The organism is Bartonella sp. AS69XJJH, from assembly GCF_042195585.1.
In the GTDB taxonomy this organism is placed as follows: domain Bacteria; phylum Pseudomonadota; class Alphaproteobacteria; order Rhizobiales; family Rhizobiaceae; genus Bartonella.
In genome coordinates this window covers 1-1,563 of sequence record NZ_JBHIOO010000080.1, presented here as the reverse complement: position 1 = coordinate 1,563, position 1,563 = coordinate 1, and the positions used below count along the sequence as shown (strand labels likewise).

The following is a 1,563-nucleotide window of genomic DNA, read 5'->3' as shown; positions in this document are numbered from 1 at the left end:
CCGGTAAATTTGGCAAATTGTGGCTCCGCATCCCCTGCTCCTGGATCGTGCTTCTTGACAGAATGAAACAAGGGGATCCCTTGCAAATAACTCACATCAAAAGTCCACGTTCCCCCCAACATCTGGCGAGAATGCGAAATCCCAAAATTGGCGACACTATATTGACGGCTGCCCACTTCAATCTTATTGCCAAGAAGGTAATTGTTGGTTCTTTTATAAGAAAGACCCAAATTCAAGGTTGTAAGGGAAACACCATCACGGTAAAGAACCCTGCTTGTACTGGCGTGCAACTCACTGGAATCCCCCGTCGTCTCAATATCGGTAAAATTGCCAGGAATAATACTTTGGTAATTATAAACAGTGCCATTCAATCCAAAGGTCCAATAACCGTACGGAATACTCACACTCGCTGAAAGATTATTACTATGTCCTTCTTGCTTGCTCCCACCCCAATAATCTGTCTGACTGCGCTGATAGTTAAAATCCCACGCATCATTCATCCCTAAAATATTTTCTACCCTCAAGCCCGCACTATAACGCGCATAACCTGTAGAGGATTGCCCCATATTGTCATGAGAAACAGTAACCTTGAAAGTTTTATCGGGATGATTGTTAATATTGACAATGGTGCTCCCTTCTTCACTCCCTGGAAGAAGTTCACTTTGAGCGTGCGCTGAACTCAAACGGTTGATCTGATCAAGCCCCTGTTCAATATCGCGCATGTTCAAAACATGACCTTTCAGCCCAGGAAAAGCACTCCACACAACATTGTTATAACGAGACGCCGGTGAACCATTATAGTAAATATCTGAAAGTTTGCCCTCAACGACAACAAATTTGAGCGTCTTGCTGTTTTTGATATCTTGATCAGGAATGTAAAAACGCGCCGTTACATAGCCTTGATCCAAATAAACTTTGGTTAACTTCTTGATTAAGAGCTGAATATCGACAAGCCCGATACATCTTCCAATATAAGGCTCTGTTACGGCTGATATAGAGCGCTTTTTGACATGATGCACTCCCTCAACAACAAGAGCATGAATGGGAAAACATTGTTTCCCACCCAAAAGCGTTTCTGGATTTTGCTCTGAAGGCGTCTTGATCCTTTTAGGCGTTAAAGACCGTAATTTCTCAATTCTTTCTAATTGCTGCTTTTCTGATTGTTGGCGAGAAAAATTATCGGTTGGGGAATGAAAAATAGCCGATGACCGCGCATAAACACTTACACCTGTAAACAAGCCAAAGAAAACAACAATGGCACGAAAAATTCTCAAAAGAGAACTCTGGCGTAAAAATACAGAAAACAATACAGATTGCCCCCGCTTTGCACACTTCATGAAGCATTCTTTAAAAAAACTTCATGGAACCTCTAACAAGCCCACTCAAAACAGCCACTGCCCTATGACGCTTTTAACAAAAGCACATGCCTCTGTTACCAAAAAAGTGACACCCAAAACTGCTTTATTTTAACTGCTGAAGATCTCTCCCCCACATTTATATGAAAAAACCTCTAAACAAAACTGTTTAGCCCGTCAATGGTTAATACATCAATATCCCCAGTTT

At 41.7% G+C, this 1,563-nt stretch carries 1 protein-coding gene; it reads right to left on the bottom strand.

What is annotated here, in order from left to right:
- A partial coding sequence (locus ACFIK6_RS09735) for a ShlB/FhaC/HecB family hemolysin secretion/activation protein (protein WP_375642729.1) occupies positions 1–1,337 on the bottom strand: 1,337 nt, incomplete at its 3' end.
- Positions 1,338–1,563: the final 226 nt, after the last annotated feature.